This window comes from Oceaniglobus sp. K40-3 (assembly GCF_055808395.1).
On record NZ_JBVVRW010000003.1, the window covers coordinates 125,071 to 146,342 of the forward strand.

At 58.6% G+C, this 21,272-nt stretch carries 21 protein-coding genes, 1 tRNA gene and 2 pseudogenes; 14 read left to right on the forward strand and 10 right to left on the reverse strand.

Going from position 1 to position 21,272, the window contains the following annotated elements:
• The first annotated feature begins 179 nt into the window (after positions 1–179).
• Positions 180–258 (forward strand) — tRNA-Arg (locus AC0L7P_RS19015).
• Here AC0L7P_RS19015 and AC0L7P_RS19020 read toward each other — a convergent pair.
• From AC0L7P_RS19020 to AC0L7P_RS19040, 5 genes are all read right to left on the reverse strand, one after another.
• A complete protein-coding gene (locus tag AC0L7P_RS19020; RefSeq protein WP_473435721.1) occupies positions 256–675 on the reverse strand; it encodes a regulatory protein GemA in 420 nt (139 codons plus the stop codon). The two genes, AC0L7P_RS19015 and AC0L7P_RS19020, sit on opposite strands and share 3 nt — an antisense overlap.
• On the reverse strand, positions 672–1,082 hold the full coding sequence (locus tag AC0L7P_RS19025) for a hypothetical protein (protein ID WP_473435073.1): 411 nt from the start codon (positions 1,080–1,082) through the stop codon (positions 672–674). Before AC0L7P_RS19025 ends, AC0L7P_RS19020 begins: the two co-directional genes overlap by 4 nt.
• On the reverse strand, positions 1,079–2,197 hold the full coding sequence (locus AC0L7P_RS19030) for a TniB family NTP-binding protein (protein WP_473435722.1): 1,119 nt from the start codon (positions 2,195–2,197) through the stop codon (positions 1,079–1,081). The genes AC0L7P_RS19025 and AC0L7P_RS19030 overlap by 4 nt, the downstream gene beginning before the upstream one ends.
• A gap of 75 nt (positions 2,198–2,272) precedes the next feature.
• Positions 2,273–4,237 carry a transposase domain-containing protein gene (locus AC0L7P_RS19035; RefSeq protein WP_473435723.1) on the reverse strand — a complete coding sequence of 655 codons (1,965 nt, stop codon included), beginning with the start codon at positions 4,235–4,237 and terminating at the stop codon, positions 2,273–2,275.
• Entirely contained in the window at positions 4,237–4,452 is a 216-nt protein-coding gene (locus tag AC0L7P_RS19040; RefSeq protein WP_473435724.1) for a hypothetical protein, read from the reverse strand. Before AC0L7P_RS19040 ends, AC0L7P_RS19035 begins: the two co-directional genes overlap by 1 nt.
• 71 nt (positions 4,453–4,523) lie before the next feature.
• Here AC0L7P_RS19040 and AC0L7P_RS19045 point away from each other — a divergent pair, with 71 nt between their 5' ends.
• Positions 4,524–5,072, forward strand: a complete 549-nt coding sequence (locus tag AC0L7P_RS19045; RefSeq protein ID WP_473435725.1) for a helix-turn-helix domain-containing protein — start codon at positions 4,524–4,526, stop codon at positions 5,070–5,072.
• A 228-nt stretch (positions 5,073–5,300) separates the two neighbouring features.
• Positions 5,301–5,777: pseudogene (locus AC0L7P_RS19050) on the forward strand (enolase C-terminal domain-like protein); the annotation flags it as partial.
• A gap of 49 nt (positions 5,778–5,826) precedes the next feature.
• On the opposite strand, the gene AC0L7P_RS19055 reads toward AC0L7P_RS19050, so the two are convergent.
• Positions 5,827–7,659 (reverse strand): sensor histidine kinase, encoded by a 1,833-nt coding sequence (locus AC0L7P_RS19055; protein WP_473435726.1) that lies wholly within the window; start codon positions 7,657–7,659, stop codon positions 5,827–5,829.
• A gap of 70 nt (positions 7,660–7,729) precedes the next feature.
• Complete coding sequence (locus AC0L7P_RS19060) at positions 7,730–8,146, reverse strand: response regulator (RefSeq protein ID WP_473435727.1); 417 nt, start codon at positions 8,144–8,146, stop codon at positions 7,730–7,732.
• Between the two features lie 440 nt (positions 8,147–8,586).
• Between AC0L7P_RS19060 and AC0L7P_RS19065 the strand changes: the two genes are divergently transcribed.
• The 7 genes and pseudogenes from AC0L7P_RS19065 (at position 8,587) to AC0L7P_RS19095 (ending at position 16,694) form a co-directional block, all read left to right on the forward strand.
• Entirely contained in the window at positions 8,587–9,759 is a 1,173-nt protein-coding gene (locus AC0L7P_RS19065) for a response regulator (protein WP_473435728.1), read from the forward strand.
• 330 nt (positions 9,760–10,089) lie between these two features.
• Positions 10,090–10,707, forward strand: a complete 618-nt coding sequence (locus AC0L7P_RS19070) for a helix-turn-helix transcriptional regulator (protein ID WP_473435729.1) — start codon at positions 10,090–10,092, stop codon at positions 10,705–10,707.
• 102 nt (positions 10,708–10,809) lie between these two features.
• Complete coding sequence (locus AC0L7P_RS19075) at positions 10,810–11,454, forward strand: acyl-homoserine-lactone synthase (protein WP_473435730.1); 645 nt, start codon at positions 10,810–10,812, stop codon at positions 11,452–11,454.
• A gap of 89 nt (positions 11,455–11,543) precedes the next feature.
• A complete protein-coding gene (locus tag AC0L7P_RS19080; protein ID WP_473435731.1) occupies positions 11,544–11,666 on the forward strand; it encodes a hypothetical protein in 123 nt (40 codons plus the stop codon).
• 106 nt (positions 11,667–11,772) lie between these two features.
• Positions 11,773–12,234 carry an autoinducer binding domain-containing protein gene (locus AC0L7P_RS19085; protein ID WP_473435732.1) on the forward strand — a complete coding sequence of 154 codons (462 nt, stop codon included), beginning with the start codon at positions 11,773–11,775 and terminating at the stop codon, positions 12,232–12,234.
• A 248-nt stretch (positions 12,235–12,482) separates the two neighbouring features.
• Positions 12,483–13,577 carry an efflux RND transporter periplasmic adaptor subunit gene (locus tag AC0L7P_RS19090; protein WP_473435733.1) on the forward strand — a complete coding sequence of 365 codons (1,095 nt, stop codon included), beginning with the start codon at positions 12,483–12,485 and terminating at the stop codon, positions 13,575–13,577.
• A 10-nt stretch (positions 13,578–13,587) separates the two neighbouring features.
• Positions 13,588–16,694, forward strand: a pseudogene (locus tag AC0L7P_RS19095) (efflux RND transporter permease subunit).
• 77 nt (positions 16,695–16,771) lie between these two features.
• On the opposite strand, the gene AC0L7P_RS19100 reads toward AC0L7P_RS19095, so the two are convergent.
• The 3 genes from AC0L7P_RS19100 to AC0L7P_RS19110 all read right to left on the reverse strand — a co-directional run bounded on the left by AC0L7P_RS19100 (position 16,772) and on the right by AC0L7P_RS19110 (position 19,294).
• Positions 16,772–18,133, reverse strand: a complete 1,362-nt coding sequence (locus tag AC0L7P_RS19100; protein ID WP_473435734.1) for a HAMP domain-containing sensor histidine kinase — start codon at positions 18,131–18,133, stop codon at positions 16,772–16,774.
• Complete coding sequence (locus tag AC0L7P_RS19105) at positions 18,130–18,804, reverse strand: winged helix-turn-helix domain-containing protein (protein WP_473435735.1); 675 nt, start codon at positions 18,802–18,804, stop codon at positions 18,130–18,132. The genes AC0L7P_RS19100 and AC0L7P_RS19105 overlap by 4 nt, the downstream gene beginning before the upstream one ends.
• Positions 18,805–18,880: 76 nt before the next feature.
• Entirely contained in the window at positions 18,881–19,294 is a 414-nt protein-coding gene (locus AC0L7P_RS19110) for a PepSY domain-containing protein (protein WP_473435736.1), read from the reverse strand.
• A 172-nt stretch (positions 19,295–19,466) separates the two neighbouring features.
• Between AC0L7P_RS19110 and AC0L7P_RS19115 the strand changes: the two genes are divergently transcribed.
• From AC0L7P_RS19115 to AC0L7P_RS19130, 4 genes are all read left to right on the forward strand, one after another.
• The gene (locus tag AC0L7P_RS19115) at positions 19,467–19,622 is read left to right on the forward strand and encodes a hypothetical protein (RefSeq protein ID WP_473435737.1); all 156 of its coding nucleotides are present in this window, start codon (positions 19,467–19,469) and stop codon (positions 19,620–19,622) included.
• Positions 19,619–20,155: an ArnT family glycosyltransferase gene (locus AC0L7P_RS19120; RefSeq protein ID WP_473435738.1), complete on the forward strand. Its 537-nt coding sequence runs from the start codon at positions 19,619–19,621 to the stop codon at positions 20,153–20,155. Before AC0L7P_RS19115 ends, AC0L7P_RS19120 begins: the two co-directional genes overlap by 4 nt.
• A complete protein-coding gene (locus AC0L7P_RS19125) occupies positions 20,101–20,709 on the forward strand; it encodes a hypothetical protein (protein WP_473435739.1) in 609 nt (202 codons plus the stop codon). Before AC0L7P_RS19120 ends, AC0L7P_RS19125 begins: the two co-directional genes overlap by 55 nt.
• 72 nt (positions 20,710–20,781) lie before the next feature.
• The gene (locus AC0L7P_RS19130) at positions 20,782–21,189 is read left to right on the forward strand and encodes a hypothetical protein (RefSeq protein WP_473435740.1); all 408 of its coding nucleotides are present in this window, start codon (positions 20,782–20,784) and stop codon (positions 21,187–21,189) included.
• Positions 21,190–21,272 lie beyond the last annotated feature (83 nt).

The window sequence follows — 21,272 nt, forward strand, 5'->3', positions numbered from 1 at the left end:
CGCGACATACCATGTCGTTCGTTAAACGGTAGTTAAACGGGTCAGGAGCGCCGCTAGGCCTTTGTAGGTGCAAGGGTGGCCGAATGATTTTTTACGACACTCACGGGGCAAAAATGTCGGGTATGAAAAAGGGCGCCGCACATTGAGATGCCCTTGTTCTCTGCTATCATCTGGGTGGTGGCGCGGTGTACCCCGATTGGGAAGGGGGTTTGGCCTTCGCGGTCGAATGTATGCCGGTTCGATTCCGGCCCCGCGTCACGCCGCTTTCGCCAGCTTTCGGGCCTTCATGGTTTTCAGCGCAGTGATTGCCTTGCCCGCCTGTGCCGATTTCAGAAAGCGCAGGCTGTCCACCTTGAACGTGTTCTTCAACCATCGGTTCAACCCGTCGTCGACCTTTGATCCGCTCCATTCGACGAACAACGCCCGGATCAGTTCAAGCTGGGCAAAGCTGGCCATGCCGGGGCGCGCGCCATAGTCTTTGCCGGTGCTGGTCAGCGGCGCGAAGCCCAGCCATTCAAAGAATCCCATGAGCGCCTCAAACCCGGCTTTGTCCAATTCGGTTGAACTGGTAACGCCCGCAATATGGACCAAGGCCGACCGGTATTCGGAATCGGTGAGGTTCAGCTTGCCTTTGGCAATATGCAGGATCGCTTTTTGCTTGTTGGTCAGGCTCATGTCTTCGGTCCTTTCGATGAAGGTTTTTCAATCGGCGTGGCGGCGCTCTGCAACCGCATGGCATATGTGACGGATTTTTCAGCGTCGCCGTTCGCTGCCGTTTTCATCGCAACCGCGACAAACTCCGAGACCGCCCGCATGAAGTAGTCGGGCAGGTCCAAGCGCGTGAACTCTTCGAAGACGATCTGTGCGTTATAGAGATGGCTTTGCACCTCGTTCAGCCGGTCGATTTGATTTTGCATCTCTGACTGGCTGACTGACAGGGTATGCGTCTGTTTCGCCCGCTCCGCCGCCCGCGCTTCGGCATCGGCAAACAGCTTTCTCGCTTCCTTGCCGGGCAGATAAACAGCGCGCCCTTCACGCGCGTTCACTTCCCGGTAATCTTCCCCGGTTTGATCATCTGTCATTGCAGCGTCTCCCCTTCGCCGGGGCCGGTGCGACCGACGCGGGCAGACCGGCCAAGGATGATCCTGACCAACTCGATCTGTTCACCGGCCAAGTCATTCGGTTCGATCAACATATTGAGCGTCTTGGCAATATCAGCCTCGTTTGCGCCCTTCGTTTCCAGAAGTTGTTGCAGGGTGGCCAGCGCTTTGCGGTTGGTGCGGATCGCGTTGGCAATCCCTTCCAGCGCCACCGCAAACTGCCCAACCTCAAGCTCATTCATCGGCGTGACGATCATGTCGCGCGAAAGGAAATAGGCGGCTTGCCCATCAGAAACCGGGACGTGAATGGTGAGGATCGACATTACCGGCCCCCCTTCGGTGTAAGTTTCAGGTCTAGAACTGCCGCTTTCAGGTGCATCGGTTCTCGCGGATCGAACCCCGCGAACGCCGCAGCTTCGTGCAGAACGCTTTCGACATTGCGCAGTCCGCCCGGCAAAGCCGCAACAGCATAAAGGATGTTCATCCCGGCGGGGGTCAAACCCGGTGTCGGCAGTGACGGCGCGAATATCCGCATCGGGCACAGAACGGAAAATTACCGGATACCGCACCCGGCTTTGCAACTGGGGAATATCGGCGATTAGTCCGACAAGAGACAGATCACCGCAGAAAGCGATTGCACAGTCCGCCGTTTCCGCCAGATCGCGCGCCCATTCAAAGGACTCACCACGGGCGTTCGTCTTGCGGTTTCGCTGGTTAAGGTATTGCGATTCGTCCAGAACGATCAGGCCTTCAGGCCCGATCAGATCAGCAAGCTGAAGCCCGGAGTCACTCAGGCTCATTCCCAGCGGCGAACGATCAAAGCGCGCCAGCAGCGCCTTGGCCAGCGCCCACGGTGTGCCTTCACCCCGCGCGACCTTGTGATAAAAGGCCCTCTCGCCCATGTCGATGCAATAGCCTTGGGCGGCAAGCGTCTTGCCGATACCCGGCGCGCCTGCAATCATGGTCGCGCAGAACCCTTCGCGCGCTCTCGCCCGATCCAGTGCCGCGACCACTTCAGTATGTGTGCTGGTTTCAGCCCAATCCTGCGGATTGCGCCAACTCCGTTCGGCATTGGCAAGTTTCAGTATCTGTGCCATTCTGGTCTCCGTCAAAGTGCGGGCTTGCCCGCTGTGATCGGCGTTGGGGGGCGTTGTTGCCGCCTCCCGCGCCACTTACCGGCCTTTCGACCGCAGTTTTTCCGCCACCAGCGCGTTGCGTCGCGCCTTGAATTCGAGCGGAATTTCGTCGTCGGTTGCCGCCGTTTGTGGCGCGACCTGGTGAACCGGTGCCGCCGCCGAAAACGGCCCGCGTGTGTCGAGCTGGTGAACGGCAGGGGCCAGCGGCGAAGGCGCGGGCAACGCGGCTTCCGTCACAAGCCGTTGCAGCGCTGCCACCTTCTGATCGGACTCCTGCACCTGATATTGCCGGGCCAGCTTAGTGATGCGCCGCTTCTCGGCCAAAGCGCGGCGACGGCTTGCCTCATTCTGGTGTTCGGTCGCCTGATAGGCGGACAGATAGTGTATTAGCTCCCGGCCTTTCCACTTTTCCTCTCCCCAGCCACGCACAATACCTGGTGCGCTGTAGTCGCTGGGGTCGATGCCAACGAGAACCCGCTTTCCCTCATGCTCCAACATCGCGGATTGAGTGCTGGCATCCCCGAACAGCCCGAAAGGTAGCTTCACCCGTCCGTCAGTTCTGACAACTCGTTCGAACCACTTCATCCGCACACTGCGCCGTTGCAGCGGCGAAACGTGCCGCACCACGCGACCCTCGGAAAGCCGCTTGAAGGCGTCGTCCCGGCACTCGCCCGCCAGCAAACCTTGCGCGCGGCTGTCACGGCGGGCGTTGAACCGCTGGATTTCCTGCGCCACCATCGCCTTGAACAGATCGAAGCTGACCGGCACCGGGTTCGGGTTTGGTGTATCTGTCGGGCCGGATCGTTGCGCGCGATGAAAAACCGGATCGTTGTCCATGTGCCGCAACACCGAAAAGATGCTCTCCGACAGCTTGCCCTGTGGATTGCCCGGCGCGGTGTTTTGCAAATCGATGCCAAAGATTTTTAACACCCCGGGCACGTCCCAATCGGCAGCGCGTTGGGGCGTGGTGCGATATCTGGGCTTCAAGCCGCCCGCGATCCGGCGGCTGTTGAAAGCCGATCCGTTATCAGTCACGACAAGATCGGGAATGCCGTTTGTTTCGCACATGTTGATGGTGGCGTCGGCAGTCGCTTCCTCATTCTCGGAAGTGGATACTGACCAGCCGACAACCCGCGATGACGCCCGATCAGTATAGACGATTACCCATGGGTAACCCGTTGAACCATCAGGGAAAGAGACCTTGACCCTGAACTCGCGCCCGTCCAGTTCGACCTGCTGCATTGCTTTCATGCCTGCGACGGTGCGCGGCTGATACTGGATCAGAGACTTGATCGCGGCGTCTTCACCCATCTGCAACGTGCGACGTTCGGCTACAGGCAGGTTCTGCCACCGGCGATTGATCGTCGGATAAGACGGCCATGCCCATCCTTCGGCATTTGCGCACTCTGCGACACGATTATACAGCCGCTTGAGGTTCGGCCCGGTGCCGTTCTTGCCCGACAGGCCGACCATATCCTTGAACGCTTGCCACGCCTCGGGCGAAACTTCGGCAAAAGCTGTCTTGCCTTGGAAATCCGGCGCAAGGGCCGGTGCCCAGTTCGCCGGATCGACGCCCTGCACCATCTCTTTCCACCGGGCGATTGTATGCCGCGACGGGCAGTCGGGCAGTCCTCTTTCGGCCTTCACCAGCTTCGCGATCTTGCTGTGGCTCAGGCCCGCCGCCTCATGCCGCAGGAAGAACACCAGCAGCGCAAACCGCTCCTGCGCCCTGTCCTGGACGCCCTTCGGCTTGCGCGCCAGGGCGGCATGGGCATCGTCATCCTGCTGACCGAACGACATGTGCAGATCGGCGGCAATCCTGACCCGGTATTCGTGCTGAACGTCCTCGGGAAGATCGGAAAGGCTTACCGCCTGCGGCTTGCGGCCATCGTCGCTCAACTGGCGGATTGGCACCCCAGCGGCGAGCAACCATCGGGTTGCAGATGTTCGATGGTCGGGTACACCGGCCATGCCCAGAATATGCGTCACCGGCACAATCATCAGTCTTCGATGCCCGCCGCCGCCTTCAACCGGGCGACCAGCGCCTGTGCCGTCTTACCTCGCCACTGCCCGATCAGGGCCTTGCGCGCGTTCCCCACGTCGATGCCGTTTGCGCAGCAATATGCATTCAACGATGTGCCACGCAACGTGAAACCGGCGCGAACGCGTGCGTTGGTCTGTTCATCGGGTTCGATCTCGGATAGTTTAAGAAGCATCGGAGTGTTACCTGTGATCCCCTAATTAGGGTCACATTGCCCCAAATTTGGGTATTTGCAAGGGGCGACAGATGGCGATTGAAGGTTTTTCGGATCGGTTGCGCTATTTGCGTGATCGCAACGACTATACGGTCCAGCAGATGGCAGAGCGCACCGGCATTCCGAAACGGACTCTCGATAAGTATCTGCTAAAGGAAGGTGGCAGCTTACCCGGCTTAGACGCCATATCTATGATTGCGTCTGGCTTAGATGTATCGCTCGATTGGCTGGTGTTCGGTGCCGAAACTGCGGCTGACGACGCAGGGCGCATCGTTCGCCTCTGTGCCAGAGCCGGGGCTGTAAAGGTGCTTGAGACGATCCTTGAGGACATTGCCGAAAGTGATGGCAGCTATAAGGGCCTGACCGCCGAGGAGTGGGCGGCAGAGATTGCCCACCTCGCCGGGGAAGCTGCGCAGGGCCTGGGCGGTAAAGCCGTGAATCGGCACACCCTTCGAGTTGCCGAAAGGGTCTTTCAAAAGCGTCTTGAAGAGCGCATTCAACAGCGCGCCGGATCAACTGAACCCGGCGCGCCCGACGCCGAACCGATGCCGGATGGTGGCAACAAGGTCACGTCCGAATAACACGATACTGCGGTTCCAGAACATCGTGGGTCATGGGCATTTTTGCCCACGACTTCAGAAAGCTCCCACTGATTTCATTCGATTATTTCAAGCATCAGATAACATAATACCTGCCCCAACCCCGATAATCCGGCGGATTGGTGCAAACCATGTGAAAACGCCTCCCGCTAACCCATTGATTTCGCACAATCCTAAATTGCCAGATGTTCAAACCAAGTGAACCCGCTCATCACCGCCGCCCATGCCTTTGCGCCCTATGACATCACATGGCTCGAGGAACCGACGATCCCCGACAATTACAAGGGCTATGGCCAGATCGCCAGGGCCACGGGCATGCCCCTTGCCATGGGGGAAAACCTGCACACGATCCACGAATTTGAATATGCGTTCGACGATGCGCAGCTCGGCTTTGTTCAGCCCGACGCGTCAAACTGTGGGGGGATCACCGGATGGTTGCAGGTGGCCCGGCTTGCCCGCAGGCACGATATCCCCGTCTGTTCGCACGGGATGCAGGAACTGCACGTCAGCCTCGTTTCCGCCCAACCGAACCCCGGCTGGATCGAGGTCCATTCCTTCCCCATCGACGAATACACCACCCGGCCCCTTGTCGTCGAAAACCACCTGGCCATCGCACCAGACACCCCAGGCATCGGCGTCACATTCAATTGGCAAAAACTACAAAACGCTCACACAAAACAACGCTGAAAAATTACCACCGCCCACAACCAAAACGCGACGTCGCTTGGGCAAACGCTCAGGTTGCGTCGTGAACCGATGCCGCCGGGACCGTAAACCAGAACGTCGTCTGGCCGTCGTTCCTGCTGTCGAGACCGATCTCGCCGCCGGTCTGCTCGACAATCTGTTTGGTGATGCTGAGGCCCAGGCCTGTTCCGCCGGTTTTGCGCGCCGACGCGGCCCCGGCTTGCGAGAATGGCTTGAAAAGCTGATCCCGGAATGAGGTGGGAATGCCATCACCTTCGTTCGTCACCGATATTCGAACGGCCTGTTGTTGCTGTGTTATATCGATGACGATCTGGCTGCCATTGGTGGCGAATTTCGCGGCGTTCGAGATCAGGTTCGTCATGACCTGTTGAAAACGTGCAGAATCGGTGACGCCCGTTATCTCTCGATCCAGACAGGTGACGGTGAATTTGACGTTGTGTTTGTCAGCCGAAGCGAGATTGGCCAGAACCGCCTCTTCGACCAGCCGCACAATGCGGAATTTGCCAAGGGTGTACTGCATCTGTTTTGCCGAGAATTTTTCGAAATCCAGAACGTCATTGATCAATGCGTGCAGTCGGTTGCCGTTCTGTTCGGCAATGAACAAGAGGCGCTGCGCCTCGTCCGAGAGAGGCTCGGTATCCATCGACGACAAAAGCGACAGCGAGCCGAGAACCGAAGTCAGAGGCGTGCGCAGTTCGTGACTTACCGTCGAGACAAATTCGCTTTTCAACTCTGCCAACTGGTGCTGTTCGGTCACATCGACGATCTGTGAAACAAAGTGGTGGGGTTGGCCTTCGTCATCCCGCACAAGCCCGACATTCAATGCCCCCCACATGACCGAACCGCCGGCGCGGATATACCGTTTTTCAAACCGAAAATGCGGAATTTCACCGGCCTTCAGACGATTGACCAAGGCCACATCCTGGGCCAGATCATCGGGATGGGTCACCGCCTGGAAATCCAGTTTCAGCAACTCTTCCTCGGAATATTCCAGAAGATCGCAAAGCGCGGGATTGACCCGGAGAAAGCGGCCATTCGGCGCCACAAGGCACATTCCGACGACAGCAGTATCAAAGGAGGATCTGAATTGCGCAACGCTTTGGCGCAGGGCCTCATCGATGGATTTTCTCTCGGTGATGTCGGTCATCGCGCCATTCACCCGCCGCACACTGCCGGTTTTATCACGCTCGGTGACAGCAAAATCCGCCCTGATCCACCGCCATGATGTGCCATCCCGTGATCGCAGCCGGTAATCGCAACTGGCCTTGTCGCGAATACCATCACGGCAAGACTGAAATGTCCTCAACGCGATATCGTGATCGCCCGGATTCAGCCTTGATCGCCATTCCTTTTGGATGTCCACCGATTCAGAGGGGGCGAGTTCCAGAAAGTCGCGCCAGATATCACAGATGCTGACCGTATCCGTGACGCAATTATATTCAAAAATCGCAATCCCAGCGCCCTTGATCGCACTTTGCGCGCGCTTCAGTTCATCCCGCGCCCGTTCCGCGGCTTCGACTTCCTGGGTGGCATCACGCAGAACCAGCGCATGTTGAAGCCCGAATTCCCCGTCCGTCCAGGCCGTCATATGGATACCCAGCGGGATCTGCGCACCATTCCGGCACCGGCCGGTCATGCCCTTGACGACCGCATCGATGGCCGGTGGTTTGATTATCATGTTGAGGTCTTCGACGGAAGTTACAGGCAGAATATCGGAAACCGGACGCCCCATCAGACCACCAGGGTCATAGCCGAACAGCCGGTCGGCCACTTCGTTGCAATGCATGATCTGGCCCGTGGACCCGACAATCATCAATGGCACCTGCATATGCCTGAAGGCGCCTGTAATTTGCGAATCGCTCATGTTTCACTCGGCCATAAGATTAAATTGCATAGAATCATCTTTGGGTTGTGTATTCTATGCTAAAATCAGTTTACTTGATGGTGCCGCCAACAAGAGGGGGCGACCTTGTGTGCCGCTCGGACTCGGCTGCATCGGTCAGGCGCGACACCAACGCATTCACATCAAACGGCTTGGTGACATAATCGGTGGCACCCGCATCATATGCCTGCTGCATATATTTCTTGTCGTCCATCGCCGTGATCATGATGATCGGGCAATATTGATAATCCGGCAGCCGCCGCACCAGATCACAGAGTTCGATACCATCCATGACCGGCATCTGAACATCAAGAAGGATGCATTGAAACGGTTCCTTGGCGCGGATGATCTGCTCCAGTGCGGCGCCCCCGTTCGCGACGGTGACAATTTCGGAAAACCCCGCACGCACCGCGATGATGCTGAGAATTTCCAGCACGGATGGATCGTCGTCTACTGCAAGGATTTTCATGGCAAAACCGCCCTTTCCACTGTATCAGGCTCAACTATTCAGCTTGAAGTATGTTCCACGCTGGTCGCATTCTTGATCGTCATGGCCGCCGGTTTGTCGTCATGAATCCTTCACCCAATTCGTTCCGGCAATGTGGCGGCGGCGTCGTGAGAATTCAACCTTAGGTTGTTAATATTCCTGACTAAACAACTCCGTTTGGCAATTTTTTGCTTAGGAGCTCGAATCGTTCGGGCCGTACCGGCAGAGAAAACAGGCCTCTGTGCTGTTCCACAGCGCGTAAAATCACGGTTCGGCACGGATTTCAGTGTGCGAACCGCAACGCAAGACCGGCGTTGGAATAAAACCACCAAACGCGCAAATGAGAGGCAGCAGTTCGGAGTGTATTGCGCTGACGAAATTCTACTTTAAGGTGAGTGGCGTGTCTGCGTAAAGGAATCGCCATGATCGTCGCGTATATCATCATCGGCTTTGTCATGGGCGTTCTGTCGCTGATCCTTGCATTGTTGCTTGGGGCGTCACTGTGGGTCGGCTTTGCCTATTACCTTCTGGTCGGGGTGGTGACGGTTTTTGGTCTCGCCGGGATCCGATTCGCGCTCGGGGCGTCTGATGATGTGGATGATGATCTTGCCGAACCGGCCGATACCGCGTCGTCGTCCGAAAGAAACGATGTGACCGGCCAGCCGTCGATGCGCATTCTTGCTGTTGATGATGATCCGTTCATCCGCGAATTGTTGCCCATGATCGCGGCACGGTGCGGTTTCACTCAGGTGACCTGTGCCGATTCGGGGGAGGGCGCATTGGACATTCTTACCAATGATCCGGGTTTTGATTGCTTGTTGGTGGATATCAACATGGCAGAAATGGACGGCATCACACTTTGCAGGCATGTCAGGGCGCTTGATGGGTATGGTGCCATCCCGATTATCATGCTGACCGCCATGCGCGACCTCAAGAATATGGGCGAAGCATTCCGCGCCGGCGCCACGGATTACGCAACAAAACCCTTTGATATCGGAGAGTTGGGAACGCGGCTTCGCCTGGCCCAGGACGAGGTGGCAGAAATCCGGCGCAATGGGCCATCTGGCGGGCCTTTCGATCTGCCCGACAACGTTGATTTGTCGAACGTGGTCAACCTTGTCGAACGCACCATGCTTTCCAACTATGTCACCGGAATTCCCACGCGGGAAATACACGGCATCGAGGTTTTCGCGGTAAAGGTTGATCCGTTGCGCAGCATCGGCAATCTGATACCAGCCCATGAGTTTGCCGCATTTCTGGCCGAGGTGGCCAAGGTCACCGGCACCCAGTTTGCCGAGGGCCATTCGCTGATGGCCTTTGTCGGAAATGGCGATCTTGTGGTGGTGACGGAAACCGGTCATCGCGGCGACGTCCCAACCGTGGAACGGGCGATCGAAGAGCAAATTGCCCATTGGGCTCCGGCGTTTGAGGAACAGGGCCTGCCACCGGCGACCATATCGATCGGCGGGCCGGTGCGCCCCAACGCCGAGCGCGCACAGCGCGCCGTGACGGCCTTTGGCAATGCGATTGCCCTTGCCGAAAACAGGGCGTCTGGAAGACACTTTGGCGAACAGTTGCGCCACATTTCATCGTGAACCGTGATTTCACCGGGTGCAAACGCATTTTACCGCAGGTTTTCCATACCCGGTTGGTGTTAAGGGAAACCACACCAACGCTTTCGCTCTGGTATGAACTGCTGTATCCATATGGGGCGATCAGGCGTGTTGCGTCTGCGACTTGGGGTTGCGGGGCAACGGGCCAGTCCTTATTTTGACAAAAAGAGATGTGTTGACTTTGGCTCGGTGAGCGCAAGAGTTTTAGAGTATGTTTTCTTTCTTGATAGCGGGCCTGCCACAGGTTTTTTCAGTATCGCCTATCAGAACAGACGCAGTGTTTTGTAACGGCGGGGCGCAGGTCAGCCACACATGAAAACGATTGACAGTGTCCTTGCCGACTATGATTTTGATGGCCTTGCCACGGCGGGCCATCATCTGGCCTTGCGCGTCGGGTTCGCCTTTCCCGAATATCAGCGCAATTCACTGCCAGAGGAATGGGTCAAGGTATACACCCGGGACGGGTTCATGATTTTTGACCCGATCATCCGCTGGATCTATGACAATTCCGGCTGTACCCGCTGGAGCGCGATCTCTGACAACGATGAACGTGGCGTGTTGAAAACGGCGGCGTCGTTTGGTTTATGCTTTGGCGCAGCAGTCAGCGTGATGCATGAAGACACGCCTGGGTTACGCTCTTTCGGTACGTTTGCCCGGTCCGACCGCGAATTCGAGGACGACGAACTGACGCTTCTGAGCAACGCCGTGAACGAACTGCACGAGGCCCTTTCGCCATCCCGGGCCCTGACAAAAGCAGAAATCGAAACCCTCGAAATGCTGTCGTTGGGCCTGATGTTAAAGGAAATCGCCTACCGGCTTGAGATCAGCGAAAGCGCGGTAAAGCTGCGCCTGACAAACGCGCGCACAAAGCTGGGCGCACGCACCAATACCCAAGCGGTTGGCCAAGCCAAAGAATATGGCTGGATTTAAGGGTCATTTCGCCACACTAATGCCATATACTCGCCCATAGCGGGAAATCGTCCACGTCACTACCACGTGGGATCAAAACCTCAGACAACATGAGTATGGCAAATGAGAAACAAAATCACCGGCGTAACCTTCGATCTGTCCGATATGCATCTGCATGGCTCAGCGTTTTATGAGTTCCTAACACTGCGAAAGCGCTTTTTCGTGGATACCCTGGCCTGGGATATCCCGCACAATGACGATGTCGAGATGGATCAATACGACAACCCAACGGCATCATATTCCGTTGCAATCAAGGACGGTCGCCTTGTTGGCGGCGCGCGGGTCATGCGGTTTGCCGACAAATGGGGCAGCCATGGCTGTATGCTTCAAGATGCCATTGACGGACGTATCGATGGTATCCCCGCTGATCTTGTTCCCGAAAACCATATGTTTTCCAACGCAATGGAATGTACGCGTCTGGTCTTGTCAGATCAGCTTACGTCGCCAGAGGAAAGGCAGGAATCCCTTACCCTTGTGGTGCAGGGCCTGGTGGAACTGGCGATTCGCAGTGGAACGACCAACCTGGTCACACTCACCGTGCCAGGGTTCCGACGGTCGCTGCGAAAGCTGGGTTACGATGTCGAACAGGTGGGTGAAAAATACCGCAACAAACATGACGGGCGTTCTTATGCGATTCTCTCGATGCCCGCGGTTCATGCTGTTGGCGCTGACGCCGGGGCACAACTGCGCCGGTTCGCAAATGATTGACAGGGTCATGTCGGAAAGATATCGCTTTCTTGCCTCACTAAACGCACGATTAAGAGCTATGTTTCTGTCGGCAAGAGGATTCGCAGACGATGCAGAACATTATCAACAAGACAGACCAGCGTTTTCTAGCGGTGGATGTAATGATGTTCATGATTCCGGCTGCCAATATCAACCGCCCGGTAAAAACCGTGACGGCGCCGCGCAAGGCCTGAAGCGGCGCCGCAAAGATGGTAATTGTGTGAACGCCATCACCTGTGCTAATTTGCCTCACAGGACTTGGGGCTTGGTATGAAACTCACAGATCAGCTGAGAACGCTGTTGACGCGACTGAAAGGGCAAAGCCCCGGCGGCTTTGCCGTGGCCTTTCAGGTTGACTTTGCGACCTCCAGATATCTGTTCCAGACCTATGACGACGACTGGATGACCTATTATTCCAGGATGGGCCTGGTGATGAAGGATCCTGCCGTCATCTGGGGATTTGCAAATGACGGGATCGCATCCTGGGCCGAGCTCCAGGAGATGGACAAGCACGGCGTTTTCACCAAAGCGGCAGAGTTTGATCTGAACTATTGGGCCGTGATGGCGACCTCGGACAGCGGGTCGAAAAGCATTGGCGCCTTTTCCCGCCAGGAAACGGATTTCACCGAGGCCGACCGCGAACAGATTTTCGAGGATTTCAAAAGCCTGCATCGCCTGACCCTTCAGGGGCCGGAATCCGAACCGGAGTTCGGCGAGATGCTGCTGGATCTGTCGATTCAGCACACCCATCCGAAAACCTAGCCGCCTGACGCTGGCGGGATAGACGGGCACCCGGATGGCCGGCACCATTTTCCGGCGCGACGATCAGATGATGGCCAGCTTGGCGCGGCACCGTTCCGACGGCAACAGTACGGTCTTTTGTGCCTGCAAAGTATAGGGTTTAAATTGACATTCGCGCCGCAGTGTAGAAATCAGCACGGCGCGCAACCGTGGTTTCGGCCAGGACCGCCGCATTGTGTGTTTGACTTGACCTGAAGCCGGAGTTTCCCATGAAAAAGCGCCTTGCAATAGCTGTCGTTCTGCTGGGGTTGATCGTGGGCGGTATCGTCTTTTTCAATCAGTTCCGCGACAAGATGATCGCGCAGTATTTTGCGGGCCGCAAAGCGCCCCCTGTTGCCGTGTCTGTCGTTACGGTCGAACCGATCGCGTGGAACTCGGGCATTGATGCCATCGGAACCGCCCTTTCGGCACAGGGCGTCGACCTTGCGATCGAAGCTGGCGGGCTGGTGCGTGAAGTTCTGTTCGAGGCCAATGACAAAGTGACCAAGGATCAGCGGCTGGTGCAGATCGACGAACGTATCGAGCGTGCAGATCTGGGGGCGGCGCAGGCCTCGCTTGATCTGGCCGTCACCCAGTTGGAGCGTAACAAGACCCTTCAGGAACGCGGCATCAGCGCCACCAACACCGTCGATACCGCCGAAGTGCAGGAAAAAAGCGCCCGCGCCCAGGTGGCCAAGCTGACGGCGGTACTGGACCAGAAAGAAATGCGCGCCCCGTTCAGCGGCGTTATCGGCATTTCCAATGTTGAACAGGGTCAATATGTGACCCCCGGCATGGTGTATGCGACGTTGCAGAACCTTGATAAGATGCAGGTTGATTTCACAGTCTCGGAACAGGAAATCGACAAGCTTGCCATCGGCAATTCGGTCACGGTATTTGCCGAGGTCAATGATCAGAGCTTTGACGGCAGCATCATTGCAATCGAACCGCGTGTCGATCCGGTATCGCGTCTGGTCAGTGCCCGTGCCCTGATCGGTGAAACAAACGGCAAGCTGCTTCCGGGTCAGTTTTTGCGCGTGCGCGTCAACCTCCCGGTCGAGCAGGGCATTCTGGCCCTGCCGCAAACGGCCGTCAGTTCCAGCCTTTACGGGGATTCGGTGTTCGTCGTGCGCAAGGGCGACGATGACACGCTGAGCGTGGCACAGGTATTTGTCGATGTCGGGCGTCGCTCTGGCGGCATGGTCGAAATCACCAAGGGCCTTTCCGAGGGTGATGAGGTCGTGAATGCCGGTCAGAACCGTTTGACCGGCGGTGCAACCGTGGTGATCGACAACACCGTCGCGCCGCAAGCGACGCTGGAATAGGAACCGCATCATGGGCTTTTCCGAAATATTCATCCGTCGCCCGGTGCTGTCGTCGGTGCTTGCGGCGCTTATCATCCTGTTGGGGCTGCAATCTATCGTCAACCTTCCGGTACGTCAGTACCCCGAGGTTGAGGAAACCGTTGTTACCATCACCACCGTTTACCCCGGCGCCGCCCCCGAGTTGATTCAGGGGTTTGTGACGGCGCCGATCGCCTCGGCTGTGTCGACAACGGAAAACATTGATTACGTCACCAGCCAGTCGCGCCCGTCGGCCTCGGTTGTGTCGGTGCAGATGAAGCTTGGCTCCAACTCAGATGCGGCCCTGACAGAAGTGTTGTCGAAGGTTCAGCAGGTGCGCGGCGAATTGCCGGGCGAAGCCCAGGATCCCGTGATCACCAAAGGCACGGGCCAGACCTTTGCCCTGATGTATCTGGCCGCGCAAAACCCCAACATGACCCAAGAGCAGTTGACCGAATATCTGGAACGGGTCGTGCGCCCCCGGGTGTCGACCATCGAAGGTGTGGCCCAGATGCAGATTATCGGGGCGGCCAATTATGCGATGCGGGTCTGGATTGACCCGCTGCGGCTGGCCGCGCGCGGTGTGACCGCCAGCGACGTTCTGGGCGCGATTCGGGCGTCGAACTTTCTGTCGGCCCCCGGCAAGACGACAAACGAATATGTCACCTATTCGATCACGCTGGAATCGACCCTGCAATCGGCCGAGGCCTTTGGAAATCTGCCAATTCTCAATACCGCCAATGGGGTGGTTCGCCTGCACGACGTGGCAAAGGTTGAACTGGCGTCAAAGGATCAGGACGAAATCGTGACCTTCGACGGCAAGAGCGGCACGTTCATCGGGGTGTCTGCAACCCCGGCGGCGAACCCTCTGACCACGGCGCAGGCCGTCATCGCCGAGCTGCCGTCGCTGAACGAAAGCCTGCCCGAAGGGATGACCCTGAATCTGGTTTACGATTCGACGGAAACCATCAGCGCCTCGATTTCGGAAGTGTTCAAAACCATCGCAGAAGCGGTGGCAATCGTGGTTCTGGTGATCCTTCTTTTCCTCGGGTCGTTCCGGTCGGTGGTGATGCCGGTCGCGACAATCCCGCTATCGCTGATCGGGGTTTGTACTGTCATTCTGGCGTTGGGCTATTCGATCAACCTGCTGACACTGCTGGCCATGGTTCTTGCCATCGGGCTTGTGGTGGATGACGCGATTGTGGTGGTGGAAAACATTCACCGCCACATCGAGGAGGGCCTGACGCCCGCGCGCGCCGCGATTGTGGGCATGAAGGAAATCACCGGTCCCGTTATCGCGATGACCATCACCCTTGCCGCCGTTCTGACGCCGCTGGCGTTTTCCGGCGGTCTGACCGGCGCGTTGTTTGCCGAATTTGCCCTGACCCTTGCGGGCACGGTTATCATTTCGGGGATCGTGGCGCTGACAATCACGCCGATGATGGCAGCACGGCTGCTGCCCCCCATGGCAGCGCGGGGCGGTTTCAGCGGGTCGTGGACCGCACGTCTGACGCCGTGTCAAACTGGTATGAACGGCGGGTGGCGTCGTCACTGGATTACCGTCCTGTGACCATCCTGATGGTTCTGGCGTTGCTTGGGGCCACCGGGTTCATGTTCATGAACACCACAAGCGAACTCGCCCCCGAGGAAGATCAGGGCGCGCTGTTCGCGTTTCTCAACGGCCCACGCTATGCGACGACGGATTACACATCGCTGTATATCGACAAGGTAAGCAAGGACACGTCGGATATCCCCGAGGTCGATCTGGGGTTTTCCATTGCGGGTTTTGGCGGCGCCAAGAACACCGGGATTTATATCTGGGCGCTCAAGGATTGGGCCAACCGCGACCGTAGCCAGAAAGAAGTGCAGGCCGATATTCAGGCGCGGCTGGCCAAGAACACCGGCGTTCAGGGCTTTGTCTTTGCACCTCCGTCCCTGCCCGGTGCGGGTGGGGGGCTGCCTGTGTCGCTGGTGATTCAGTCGATCTATGCCCCCGAACGGGTGGTCGAGATTGCGGATGAGATCAAGGACAAGGCGATGGCCTCTGGCCGGTTTATCGTCGTGCAGAACTCGCTCAGCTTTGATGCACCGCAAGTCACGGTGACAATCGACCGCGACCGCGCCGCCAGCCTGAGCGTACCTGTGTCGGAAATCGGCAACACCCTGGCGCTGTTGGTCGGGGGCAACGCCGTTGCGCAGTTCGACCTGGACAGCAACAGTTACGACATCATTACCCAGGTTCCCCAGGAATGGCGCAACAACCCCGAACGCCTGCGGGATTTTTTCGTTCGCTCCTCGGCTGGGGAAATGGTGCCGCTTTCGTCGGTTGTGTCGGTCAAGACCGGCGCAAGTGCCGCGTCGATCGAACAGTTCAATCAGTTGAACTCGGCCACATTGACGGCGCTGCCCTCGATCGGAACATCCACCGGCGACGGTCTGGCCCAGCTTGAGGAAATCGCCCGCGAGGTGCTGCCGGACGGGTTCTTTCTGGATTACTCCGGCCAGTCGCGGCTGGAGGTGGCACAGGGCAACACCATCATGTTTGCCTTTGCCGCTGCGGTTGTGGTGATCTATCTGGTTCTTGCGGCGCAGTTCGAAAGTTTCCGTGATCCGTTTGTGATCATGATGGCGGTGCCGCTGTCGATCTTCGGGGCGATCCTGCCCCTCAACCTTGGGCTTGGGACGTTGAACATCTATTCGCAGGTCGGGCTGATCACGTTGATCGGGTTGATTACCAAACATGGTATCCTGATCGTCGAATTCGCCAACCAGCAACGGGAAGAACATGATCTGACCCGCCGCGCGGCTGTCGTGGCGGCCGCCAAAACCCGCCTGCGGCCGGTTCTGATGACCACGGCCGCGATGGGGTTGGCGGTTGTGCCACTGATCATTGCCGAAGGCGCAGGCGCGGCGGCACGTCAGGCGATGGGCCTGGTGATTTTCACCGGACTGGTGATCGGTACGATGTTCACGCTGTTCGTCGTGCCGATGTTCTATACGCTCATTTCCAAATCGGACGTGGCATATCGCGCGGCGAAAACGAAACAGGAAAAAATGTTCAGTACCCGCACCGGCAATCCCACAGATTCCACGGCCTGAACCCCGGCCAAAAAGGCCGGGACGCGCTGTTGCCGCCAAATAGCCAGCAGGGCCAGCCATCAATTTGGCAGTATCGCTTAAACCGCAGCCGGAAACTCGATCCTCAGGACAAGGCCGGGGGCGTTGCTGCCAAGGGTCAGTTTCGCGCCGTGCAGATCGCAGATTGCCTTGACAAGGCTGAGGCCAAGCCCGTTTCCCGCAGTCGTCCGGCTGTGTTCAAGACGGTAAAGGCGCCGCAGGACGTTTTCGCGCTCGGTTTCGGGAATGCCGGGGCCATCGTCGGCCACGTTCAGAACGATCTTGTTATTCGTCCGTGACACAGAGATTGCAATCGTGCCCCGTCGCGGAACGTGGCGCAGGCCGTTTTCGATCAGGTTGGCCATCACCTGACCCAAAAGCTGACGGTCGCCCGACACGTCAAAGGGGCCGTCACCCGGCGCCGTAAAGGTCAGGCGGTGATCGCTGTCTTCGGCAGCCGGATGATAAATCTCGACGAAATCCCTTGCGACTGTGCGCAGATCGACCGGCGCGAACCGGCTCTGAACCGTGCCGCCTTCGATCTGTGCAATCTGAAGCAAGGCGTGAAAGGTTTTGACGATGCGATCTGTTTCGTCCAGAGCGGCATCAATGATGGCGGTCTGGTCCGGCGTTGTCACGGTTTTGGTGGCCAACCTGTCCAGATGCTGTGCAACCCGTTGGATTGGCGTCTTGAGATCATGGGCGATGTCCGTCGACACCTGCCGCAGCGATGACACCGATGCCTCTTGCGCCTGTGCCATCCGGTTTACCGCCCGACCGATGCGCGCCAGATCGTCGTTGCCAAGTGCGCCGTCCACCCGGGTGGCAAGCCGGCCCGCCGTCAGGGATTGCAAGGCTCTCTCGATGCTGTTCAGCCGCAGGCCCGCGCGACGGGCAACCAGCACACCGACCAATGCAGCAATCAGCAAGGTCGGCAGCAGGCCGATCAGGAACACGGCAAAGATGATTTCGCCCATCTCGATCACGGCGCCACGGGTTTGCGCCACGACCAACTGACCGGCCCCGACCCGCCCACCCAGCGCAAGATAGCTGTCTGACAGGTCGTCGCCTGAAATCGCGTTTTCGTGGATCACGCTGAACCCTGTAACCGGCGGAAACCTTTCGACATTCGACAGGCGGGTTCCGTCGTCCGATGTGTATTGAAGGATGGTGGTGTCTGAATCGATCGTTGCCGTATCTGACAGGATCCGCGCGCGCAGATCAGAGGGGTCGGCGATGGCGCGATAGCTTGCCATCGTTTGCTCTACCTGGTCACGCAGGGCCGAGTCATAGCTGGCCCGGATAACCCAATAGGCCGCCCCAAAGGTGACAAGGGACGAGGCGACAAAGACCAGAACCAACATGGCCGTCAGGCGCAGCGGCGTTGATCGCCAGGGAAGCGCGGCGGCGAGCCGTTTCATTCCGCCTCGATCCGGTATCCCGATCCGCGGATCGTTTCGATCAAATCATGGTCGAACGGCTTGTCAACCTTGGCACGCAGCCGGCTCATGTGGGTTTCGACAACATTGGTCTGGGGGTCAAAATGGATGTCCCAGACAGCTTCGAGAAGCATTGTGCGGGTCTGGATGCGGCCTTTGTGCTGTAAAAGCTGTTCCAGCAGGGCAAATTCGCGGGGCAGAAGATTGATAACCTGCCCCGCCCGCGTCACCTTGCGCGACAGCAGGTTCATTTCCAGATCCCGGGCGCGCAGGGCGGTGGGTTCGCCCGACAATTGCGGGCGGCGGCACAGGGCCTCGATCCGGGCGCTCAACTCTCCGAACGAGAAGGGTTTCACGAGATAATCGTCACCCCCCGCTTTCAGCCCGTCAATCCGGTCGTTGACCCCGCCCATGGATGTCAGAAACAACACCGGCGTGCGGTTCTTTGCACCCCTCAGGGTTTTGACCACGCTCATGCCGTCAAGGCCGGGCAGCATCCGGTCGATGATCAAGACGTCATAGCGCCCGACGCTGGCCTGAATAAGGCCGTCCGCCCCATCGGTGATCAGATCGATTGAATGCCCTTCTTCGCGCAATCCTTCGACGATATAGGCCCCTGTCGATCTGTCATCCTCAATCAGCAGTATTTTCATCTTGCGTCCTACGGAAATTGCCGACGACGCTGACGCGCCGCCGGCTGATTATCAACGTCGCACCGTCGACCGGCGATCAGTTGTTGTCGTCGTTTTCCTCGCCATCTCCATCACCATCGTTATCGCCTTTGTCGGCCTTGTCGTGTTCCGCTTCTGTCATCGCCATGACAGACCCATCCGTGGGGTCGACCACCGCGATCATCACGCTGCCGTCCGGCTTTGCGATTTCCACATGGTACATGCCCGTGGCGACGTCGTCAGTTTCAAACTCGGCACTCATTGCTTTGCCACCCACCTGGGCTTCGGCGGCCTTGACGGCATCGCCCAGCGACCCGGGCGCGGCCAGGAACGTTTGCACCTCGGCGCTGTCGTCACCTTTGGAATGCTGATCGGCCAAAGCGCCGGTTGCGGCGCCACCGGCGACAGCCATGGACAGGGCGGCGCCCAGAGCAAGCGGGCGGGCGAGGCGCGAAAGGGTGTTCTGTGTCATCGTGGTCTCCTTGGGTTTGCGGGGCGATCCTGTGCCGCCCTCTGACCCCGAGATATATGGCCACGCCCGATGGCGCCTTTCGCCAAGGTTACAGTTCTGCAATGCTGTCACATCCCCACTCTGGGCCCCGCGGCCGAAATCCTTGCCTGCGGCGCGTCAGTGATCCGTAAGGTTGCAATGGGAAGACCGGCCCACCGGCACCGTCGCCGGCGCAATCGAATTGAACCGCATGTCGGAACGCGCAATCTGGATCCGGGCCGGATTCATGGGTCAGGTCTTTTTCACCTCTCGGTTTCTGGTGCAGGCGGCATGGGGGGCCGAAACGTGACATCGCAATCTGCCACACGCCTGACCCTGATCGCCTTTTTCCTTGTGGCAGCCGCAGGTGTATTGTTGCGGCCGCCGGCCCCGGTGGATGAAGCCCGATATCTTGCCGTAGCGTGGGAAATGTGGCTGAGCCACGATTACCTTGTTCCCACACAGAACTTTGAAACCTACACCCGGACGCCGCCACTGTTGTTCTGGACGATCAACCTTTTCTGGGCCTTTACCGGCGTGTCGGAAATCGTGGGCCGTCTGGTGGGGCCACTTTATGCGGTTGTCGCCATCTGGCTGACCGGGCGGCTGGCAAACAGGCTCTGGCCCGAGGATTGCGGCATCGGCGGGCGGGCCGTGATGGTTTTGTCAGGCCTGACGGCATTCGCCATCTATGGCGGACTGACGATGTTCGATGCACTGCTGGCGGTGGCCACCCTGGCGGGGCTTCTGGCGCTGCTCAATGCACTTGAAACGGGCACGACGCGCTGGTGGGGGCGCTTGGCGCGGCGCTGGCCATGGGCGTGCTGGCCAAGGGGCCGGTGATGTTGGCGCATCTCGGCCCGGCCATCATTCTGGCGCCACTCTGGGCCAGAGGCCGGTGGGAAGTGTCATGGGGGCAAGCGCTTTGCGGTGGTGGTATCGCGCTATGTTCGGCCCTTGGGATTGTCGCGCTGTGGCTGATCCCGGCGATCATCAGCGGCGGCCCCGACTACCGCGACGCGATTCTGTGGACCCAAAGCGCCGGGCAGATCACCGCATCCTTTGCCCATGCCCGACCCTGGTGGTTCTTTGCGGCGCTGTTGCCGGTATTGCTTTATCCTTGGGTCTTCGGTCCGGCCTTTTGGCGGGCGGCATTCAAGGCACGCTGGAACGAACCGGGCCTGCGTCTGGCCATATTGTGGGGCCTTTCTGCCTTGGTTTTGTTCAGCATCATCAGCGGCAAACAGCCCGATGATCTGATCCCCGAACTGCCTCGCCGCGGCGCTTGTTTTTGCACGTTTGTCCCGGGATCATACGGCGTTTCGCCCTGTTCTTGCGGTCATCCCGGTGATCGGCGCGATCGGTCTTGCCTTGCTCGCGGCCGGTGGTGCGATTGACCTGGGCGCAGCGACGCGGCTGTTTCACCCGACAAGTGTTCTTCTGGCCTGGGCGCTGTTTGCGCTGGCGGTGTGCTGGCTGGCCGTGCAGACGGGGGGCTGCGGGGTGGTTTGACGCTCAGCCTTGGTCTGATCTTGTCGCTGAACCTTCTGGTAGGTCTGAGCGATACGCGGGTGATCTATGACACGCACCTTGTGGCCGACCTGATCGCGCCCTATCAGGGCAGGGGCATCGCCTTTGTCGGGGCCACCTATAACGCCGAATTCAACTTTGCCGGGCGGATAACCCAGCCGGTTGCCCATCCCGCAGAGGGTGACGCGCTTGCCAAATGGCAGATGGCCCACCCGGACGGCGTGATCGTCGGTCAGCCTGACGACGTGACCCTGCCATGGGTGGCCCGAAGCGAAATCCTGTATCGAAATTCCACCTATGCCATCTGGCACATCGCCGATGCCCGCCGCCCGCCGCCGTCCTCATGACCCCCGAGATCAGCGTCGTCATTTCCGACCTGCCGGGTGCGGCGGGGTGGGTCCGCCACCTGCGGTGTTCGTGACGTTTCCAT

What these genes read in the sequence shown, in the direction of transcription:
- AC0L7P_RS19020 (WP_473435721.1), bottom strand. Translation starts at nt 675, where the DNA reads ATGAGCCTGACCAACAAGCAAAAAGCGATCCTGCATATTGCCAAAGGC.
- AC0L7P_RS19025 (WP_473435073.1), bottom strand. Translation starts at nt 1,082, where the DNA reads ATGACAGATGATCAAACCGGGGAAGATTACCGGGAAGTGAACGCGCGT.
- AC0L7P_RS19030 (WP_473435722.1), bottom strand. Translation starts at nt 2,197, where the DNA reads ATGGCACAGATACTGAAACTTGCCAATGCCGAACGGAGTTGGCGCAAT.
- AC0L7P_RS19035 (WP_473435723.1), bottom strand. Translation starts at nt 4,237, where the DNA reads ATGATTGTGCCGGTGACGCATATTCTGGGCATGGCCGGTGTACCCGAC.
- AC0L7P_RS19040 (WP_473435724.1), bottom strand. Translation starts at nt 4,452, where the DNA reads ATGCTTCTTAAACTATCCGAGATCGAACCCGATGAACAGACCAACGCA.
- AC0L7P_RS19045 (WP_473435725.1), top strand. Translation starts at nt 4,524, where the DNA reads ATGGCGATTGAAGGTTTTTCGGATCGGTTGCGCTATTTGCGTGATCGC.
- AC0L7P_RS19055 (WP_473435726.1), bottom strand. Translation starts at nt 7,659, where the DNA reads ATGAGCGATTCGCAAATTACAGGCGCCTTCAGGCATATGCAGGTGCCA.
- AC0L7P_RS19060 (WP_473435727.1), bottom strand. Translation starts at nt 8,146, where the DNA reads ATGAAAATCCTTGCAGTAGACGACGATCCATCCGTGCTGGAAATTCTC.
- AC0L7P_RS19065 (WP_473435728.1), top strand. Translation starts at nt 8,587, where the DNA reads ATGATCGTCGCGTATATCATCATCGGCTTTGTCATGGGCGTTCTGTCG.
- AC0L7P_RS19070 (WP_473435729.1), top strand. Translation starts at nt 10,090, where the DNA reads ATGAAAACGATTGACAGTGTCCTTGCCGACTATGATTTTGATGGCCTT.
- AC0L7P_RS19075 (WP_473435730.1), top strand. Translation starts at nt 10,810, where the DNA reads ATGAGAAACAAAATCACCGGCGTAACCTTCGATCTGTCCGATATGCAT.
- AC0L7P_RS19080 (WP_473435731.1), top strand. Translation starts at nt 11,544, where the DNA reads ATGCAGAACATTATCAACAAGACAGACCAGCGTTTTCTAGCGGTGGAT.
- AC0L7P_RS19090 (WP_473435733.1), top strand. Translation starts at nt 12,483, where the DNA reads ATGAAAAAGCGCCTTGCAATAGCTGTCGTTCTGCTGGGGTTGATCGTG.
- AC0L7P_RS19100 (WP_473435734.1), bottom strand. Translation starts at nt 18,133, where the DNA reads ATGAAACGGCTCGCCGCCGCGCTTCCCTGGCGATCAACGCCGCTGCGC.
- AC0L7P_RS19105 (WP_473435735.1), bottom strand. Translation starts at nt 18,804, where the DNA reads ATGAAAATACTGCTGATTGAGGATGACAGATCGACAGGGGCCTATATC.
- AC0L7P_RS19110 (WP_473435736.1), bottom strand. Translation starts at nt 19,294, where the DNA reads ATGACACAGAACACCCTTTCGCGCCTCGCCCGCCCGCTTGCTCTGGGC.